5 protein-coding genes are annotated in these 6,806 nt (G+C 42.9%); 1 reads left to right on the forward strand and 4 read right to left on the reverse strand.

All coding sequences use genetic code 11. From position 1 onward, the window contains the following. Positions 1 to 247 precede the first annotated feature (247 nt). Positions 248 to 1,192: a hydrogen peroxide-inducible genes activator gene (locus K339_RS0129715; protein ID WP_028526849.1), complete on the reverse strand. Its 945-nt coding sequence runs from the start codon at positions 1,190 to 1,192 to the stop codon at positions 248 to 250. 116 nt (positions 1,193 to 1,308) lie between these two features. On the opposite strand from K339_RS0129715, the gene katG reads away from it, so the two are divergent. Then, entirely contained in the window at positions 1,309 to 3,543 is a 2,235-nt protein-coding gene (katG, locus tag K339_RS0129720) for a catalase/peroxidase HPI (RefSeq protein ID WP_028526850.1), read from the forward strand. Between the two features lie 53 nt (positions 3,544 to 3,596). Here the strand turns inward: katG and K339_RS0129725 are convergent, their stop codons facing one another. From K339_RS0129725 to K339_RS0129735, 3 genes are all read right to left on the reverse strand, one after another. Next, entirely contained in the window at positions 3,597 to 4,466 is an 870-nt protein-coding gene (locus tag K339_RS0129725) for an Rpn family recombination-promoting nuclease/putative transposase (protein WP_028526851.1), read from the reverse strand. Positions 4,467 to 4,588: 122 nt separating this feature from the next. Then, complete coding sequence (locus K339_RS0129730; protein ID WP_229598850.1) at positions 4,589 to 5,887, reverse strand: ATP-binding protein; 1,299 nt, start codon at positions 5,885 to 5,887, stop codon at positions 4,589 to 4,591. Positions 5,888 to 6,189: 302 nt separating this feature from the next. Then, positions 6,190 to 6,699 (reverse strand): SgcJ/EcaC family oxidoreductase, encoded by a 510-nt coding sequence (locus K339_RS0129735; protein ID WP_084332358.1) that lies wholly within the window; start codon positions 6,697 to 6,699, stop codon positions 6,190 to 6,192. Positions 6,700 to 6,806: the final 107 nt, after the last annotated feature.

A 6,806-nucleotide genomic window follows, 5' to 3' on the forward strand; every position in this document is an offset into this window, starting at 1 on the left:
AAAACTGGACGATTGGAGGGGCGTTTCAGGGAGTTTTGTTGATAAATCCCCGTTATTTAGCGATTTGTGGGTTGTCGCGCACTTTGTCACCCCGACGGCAGGAGGGGTCTATCAGCGTGCCACCCATTTTTAAACACATAGAAAACATAGAATGTACACATAGGCAACATTAGCTATGTATTCTATTGTGAAAATACTATCTGAACTATGTGTTAAAAAATTAAGATTCCTCGGAATGACAAAAAAACTATACCAACCCCGTCTCAATGACTTGTTTCTGGCTGCTGGTCTTCATTTCTTCGGGAATGTGGGCTAAAATTTCGGTTTTGAGGGCTTCAATCAACTTTTCTTTGACAAAATACCGAAAACTCGCAATGCCTATCTCCCGTACTGGTGCGGGCAGTTGAAAATGTCGAATGTTATTTTTTTCTTGTTCGCTCAAATCATTGACCGCCAAAGCAGGTAAAACCGTAATACCTTCGTTGATTTCAACAATCTTTTTAATCGTCTCTATACTTGCCGAAGACAAATCCACCTGACGAAAATGGCGCTCTTGCACTTTCAGTTCACAGAGATTGATGACTTGATTGCGCAAACAATGCCCTTCGTCCAGCAACCACAGCCGTTTGAGATCAATGTCTTTGGGCAACAAATACTTCTTAGTCAATAACTGATCTGTTTTGGCCGTATATACCACAAACTCCTCATAAAACAAATGCTGAACGGTGATGTCTGTATCTTGTAAAGGAATGGCCAACAACCCCGCATCTAACTGATTTTGTTTCAATTGTCGGATAATTTCATTGGTTGTTAGCTCGTGAATTTGTAATTTTATCTCTGGATATTTCTGCAAGAAGGAAGGCAGAAATAATGGAATCAAGTACGGAGAAAGCGTCGGAATGATGCCTATTTTCAGCGTTCCTTGCATGTGTTGCGTATCCGATTCGACAATTTCTCGAATACGAGCTGTTTCTTTCAAGATGACTTTGGCCTGTTCAATCAGTTTTTTCCCAATTTCGGTAGGGACAACGGGTTGTCGGCTTCGGTCAAAGACTTTGACCCCAAGCTCATCTTCCAATTTTTTAATCATCATACTCAGGGTCGCTTGGGTAACAAAGCATTTTTCGGCAGCCGTTACAAAATGGCGGTAGGTATCAACGGCGATGATATATTCTAACTGCTGTAAGTTCATTATAGACAATATTTATACAAATATAGATAATATCAGTTTGATAGATACCGCGTATATCCCTACTTTTGGCAAAAAATCAGAAACAACAAACCACTTCAAACCACAACCTCACACAGATGGATTCAGTACATCACAATGGCAACGGCGAAGGTAAATGCCCATTTTCTGGGGCAGTATTAACCAAAGGCGCAGGCGGTAGAGGAACCTCTAACCGCGATTGGTGGCCTAACATGTTGAAATTGAACATTCTTCGTCAACATTCTACGTTGTCGAACCCAATGGACAAAGGCTTTAACTACGCCGAAGAGTTCAAATCACTCGATTTACAGGCGGTTAAAAACGAGCTTTTTGAATTGATGACCACCTCACAAGATTGGTGGCCAGCCGATTATGGTCACTATGGCCCATTCTTTATCCGTATGGCGTGGCACAGCGCGGGTACGTACCGCACCGCCGATGGCCGTGGAGGAGGTGGCACAGGAAACCAACGTTTTGCGCCACTCAACAGCTGGCCTGACAACGGTAACCTCGACAAAGCACGTTTGTTGCTTTGGCCTATTAAGAAAAAATATGGCAAAAAACTCTCATGGGCCGATTTGATGATTTTGGCAGGAAACTGCGCCCTTGAGTCAATGGGCTTCAAAACATTTGGCTTCGGCGGTGGTCGTGAAGACATTTGGGAACCCGAAGAGGACGTATATTGGGGAGCAGAAAAAGAATGGTTGGCCTTGAGCAACAACCCTCATAGCCGCTACTCAGGTGAGCGCAACTTGGAAAACCCGTTGGCAGCCGTACAAATGGGCTTAATTTACGTTAACCCAGAAGGCCCAGATGGCAACCCAGACCCACTTGCTGCTGCGCACGATATTCGTGTGACATTTGGACGTATGGCCATGAACGACGAAGAAACCGTTGCTTTGATTGCGGGTGGTCACACCTTCGGAAAAGCCCACGGTGCCGCTGACCCAGGCCAGTACGTAGGGGCTGAACCAGCAGGTGCTGATATTACGGCGCAAAGCATGGGATGGCTCAACTCATACGGCACAGGAAATGCAGGCCATACTATCACGAGTGGATTGGAAGGTGCTTGGACTTCAACGCCAACCAAATGGAGCAACAACTACTTCTGGAATCTTTTTGGATACGAGTGGGAATTGACAAAAAGCCCAGCGGGTGCCAACCAATGGATACCTAAGCACGGCATGGGTGCCGATAGCGTACCAGACGCCCATGATCCATCAAAACGCCACGCGCCTATCATGTTTACGACTGACTTAGCGTTGCGACTTGACCCTGCTTACGAAAAAATCTCTCGTCGTTTCTACGAAAACCCTGACGAGTTTGCCGATGCGTTTGCCCGTGCATGGTTCAAATTGACGCACCGTGACATGGGTCCACGTGCTCGCTACCTCGGCCCAGAAGTACCCGCCGAAGAATTGATTTGGCAAGACCCCATCCCTACCGTTTCACACGAACTAATTGACGATCAGGACATCGCTTCACTCAAGGCAGCAATTTTAGCATCAGGTTTGTCGGTTTCTGAACTTGTTTCGACGGCTTGGGCTTCGGCTTCGACCTTCCGTGGTTCGGACAAGCGTGGTGGTGCCAACGGTGCCCGCGTTCGTTTGGCTCCTCAGAAAGATTGGGCTGCCAACGACCCTGCACAATTAGCAAAAGTGTTGGAAGTATTGGAAGGTATCCAAGCGTCGTTCAACAGCACTCAATCGAGCAAGCAAGTTTCCATCGCCGACCTCATCGTATTGGGTGGAAGCGCGGGTATTGAGCAAGCAGCGAAAAACGCAGGACTTGACATCACAGTGCCATTTACGGCAGGTCGTGGTGATGCCTCACAAGAACAAACCGACGTTGAATCGTTTGACGTACTTGAGCCAATCGCTGACGGTTTCCGTAACTTCTCGAAAGGCAGCTATACGATTTCAGCAGAAGAAATGCTCGTTGACAAAGCGCAATTATTGACTTTGACAGCGCCAGAAATGACGGCGTTGGTGGGTGGTTTGCGCGTACTCAATGCCAATACTGGTAAATCGAAGCACGGCGTATTCACTGACCGTCCTGAAACACTTACCAACGATTTCTTCGTTAACTTGATTGATTTCGGAACGACCTGGAGAGCTACGTCGGATGCGCAAAACGTATTTGTAGGCAGCGACCGCGCTACGGGCGAGCCAAAATGGACTGCGACGCGGATTGACCTTATTTTTGGTTCAAACTCTGAGCTTCGTGCCATCGCCGAAGTGTATGCTTGCGAAGATGCTCACGAGAAATTTGTGCATGATTTCGTAGCCGCTTGGACGAAGGTGATGAACCTCGACCGTTTTGATTTAGCATAAATAGCCTATTCTCTTATATGCTCCGCGCGGTGGCCTCTCAGTAGGTCACCGCGTTAAATACCATTGAGTACTCGGCTCACTTCACTTACCGACATACCTGTCAACTTTGCAAGTACCTCTACCGAAAGCCCTTCTGAATACCCTTTTTTTATCACTTCAATCGCTTTTGATACTTCTCCTTCTATTTTGCCTTCTTCAAAAGCAGTATCTAACGAGTTTTTCAAATCACGATAATATTTCAAACTGTCTTCGTAAGACTGCAATTCCTCACGGGTAAATTTGGCTACTTCTGCCACCTCAAACAAACGTTCAAATATCTGTTCCCGCAGTCGGTCGGGGATTCTGTCTAATTTATTGAGATTTTTGAGGACATAGAGCCACTTGTCAAAACGTGTTTCCAATTCTTCTACCGACTTGACAAATTTTGGCATTTCCAGATAGATGAACGTCAACTTATCATAGAACACTTTACAGGTATCTACATCCGTCAATTTTACATTGTAGCGGTACTTTTTACGCTCCGTTTTGTCTTCTTCAAACACAAAATCCAATATCGCTACCGTATAAACAGCCTTCAACTCGTAGTTCCAATCTGCGCGTTTGGCTTGTTCCTGAATTGGAAACGTCGAGTAGTATAGTGTCCTGTCTTTGAAAAAGTTCTGCTTAGATTTTTGCAATTCTACAATAAACTTCTCGCCGCGTTCATTCTCACAGTATAAATCAAAAATAGCTTTTCTATCTGTATCTCCCGCGCCCAAATGTTCATTTTTTAAATAAGTAATTGCCTTGATTTCCCCTTCTTCTTCTCTCAACAACTCATTCAAAAAATCCAATAGCAAGTCTTTGTTCGGTTCTTCTCCAAACAACTTCTTAAAACCGAAGTCGGTAAAAGGATTGACGTATCGCTCTCTTATCTCGCTCATTTTCTTATAATTGGCTGACAAAAATACAATTTTTCGGATTAAGTCTAGTCTTTTAAATTTTAATCGTCATCCACATTACACTCGAAAAAAGTGTGAGGTAGTATCTTACCCTCCCGAAAGTTTCAGGGCTTTTGGGAAGCTACTTCAAGGTATTTATCTAACTGCGAAACCAAGTAATACGGCATATTTATCAATGTATATGGCTTTCCTTCCACTGACTTGGCTTCGGTTACGGCATACATTCCTGAATAAAACCGAACGGCAAAGGTTTGAGGAGAAGCATCCATAAAAATGTGTAATGATTTTAAACGGCCATCTGCCCCAGATTTTACTTCAATAGGTATCAATTTCCCTCGATAAGGGTATAAATAGTCAACCTCTGCCGTAGAGCTATTTTTTTCCTTTACCCAAAAATGCAACCCCGCCAACGCAGATGATTGTTTAGCGAGTAGTTCCTGCCCCACAAGGTGTTCAATCATTGTTCCTTGATACACACTGTGTAAGTCCGTCGTTCCTAAAATATCATATTGTATTCCTACGCTGTAATTCATTAAGCCCGTATCTAGTACTTGAAGGCGAGGAGATTTTTTTAAATCAGGATTCAAGGGCAAAGCAAATCCAGTCTCAGGGTAAACCAACTGAATAAGTAAGGCCTTTTCTAAAGTTCGTAACGCCTCTCCCATCTCCCTTGACTTGTACGGCGAATTTCCAAATCCCTCAAATTTGATGCGCCGCCCCGCTTCTCGAAATGCGGCGTTAATTGCGTGACGAATGTGCTGAACTTGGCTTTCTGAATGGGTATATTTTTCGACGTCATCCGCATACGAAACCAACAAAGTATCATATATTTCGGACAATGCTGTAAGGTCTTTGAACTGACTATACTGATTCACTACCTCTGGCATTCCGCCAATCAAAGCATATTGATGAAAAAGTTGCAACATTTTAGCATGGGCAAATGCTGGAATAGGAACATTCGTGAGTTGTTCTAGTGCTATTTCTTCACCCATTGCCCCTAAAAACTCTTCAAAAGAAGCTGGCCTCACTACCTTATACTCCACCCGACCTACTGGGAAGCTGACATTTTTATCGAAAAGCGACTCCAACATACTTCCTGCTGCAATCACTTTTATCTCAGGTTCACGCTCATAAAAGTACCTCAAGAGATTGAGCGCCTTGGGAACCACCTGAATTTCATCAATAAAAATCAATGTCTTAGCTTTATCAACTAATCGTTGGTTTTTGAGAAAAAATAAGGCTTGGATTAGTTGCTCAAAAGACACAAATTGTTCAAACGGGCCTCTATCCTCTGGCAATTCTAAGTTCAGATAGATATACTGTTGAAATTGTTGAGCGAAATGATTGACAATTGTCGTTTTCCCAACTTGCCTTGCACCTCTTAGTACCAATGGTTTTCGCATTGGTTTTACTGACCATTCTTCTAGCTCTTTTAATAAAGTTCGATTGAACATGTCATAAAAACAGGGTAATTTTTTGAAATTTTTGTCACAAAATTAGGGTAATTTTTGAAATTTTTTGTCACAAAATCAGGGTAATTCCTAAAAAGGTACTGATTTCTTAGGCGTTGAGGCGAACCCTCCCGAAAGTTTTAGAACTTTCGGGAGGGTGGTTCGCGCGATTTATTCTACGTATGCAGTATAGGTTAACAACTTATAGGCAATTACATCCTTGTACAAACGACCTACTTGTACCATTCTGGTTACTATTTTTTTACTCCAAAAGCTGCAGGTTTAACGTCAATATTATGATACGTTACAATTTTCCACTCTCCATCCGTTTTTGCAATTACCTGTAATAGTCGTGTACAAAGACGACCCTTGTCATCCAATACTGTACCTGGTAAAGGGCCGTTTAAAAAACCTGATGTCCAAGTAAGACACTCTACAATCACAACATCAGGCCGAACAAATTTTAGTGCTACGATTTTCATCTCAAGCCTAGTATCCTTAAATTTACCTTTAAAAATATCGTCATGTCGTTCGACAAAGGCTTGATGCCCTGTAAAGAACATTCCCAAAATATTTGTAAAAGTACCGTCTTCAGCAAAGTGTTTTGAATAGTTGATTGCATCGCCTTTGTTCCAAGCACTTACTTCATCATTCACAATATTTTCGATGCTTGTTGTATCTGATTTCGTTTGAGCATGTACATTACTCATTGCTACTACGACAAGCGTACTTATCAATACCCTGACAAAAGCATTTAATTTCATTCGTTTATATTTTAGTGTGCTAACCGCTAATTATTGGACACGTAAATGATAGAAAGTTAGAGACTTCAAGCACAGATTTTTGTCTTATTTTGAGTTAAATTTTTCAT

It is taken from the genome of Runella limosa DSM 17973 (assembly GCF_000482465.1).
GTDB lineage: Bacteria > Bacteroidota > Bacteroidia > Cytophagales > Spirosomataceae > Runella > Runella limosa.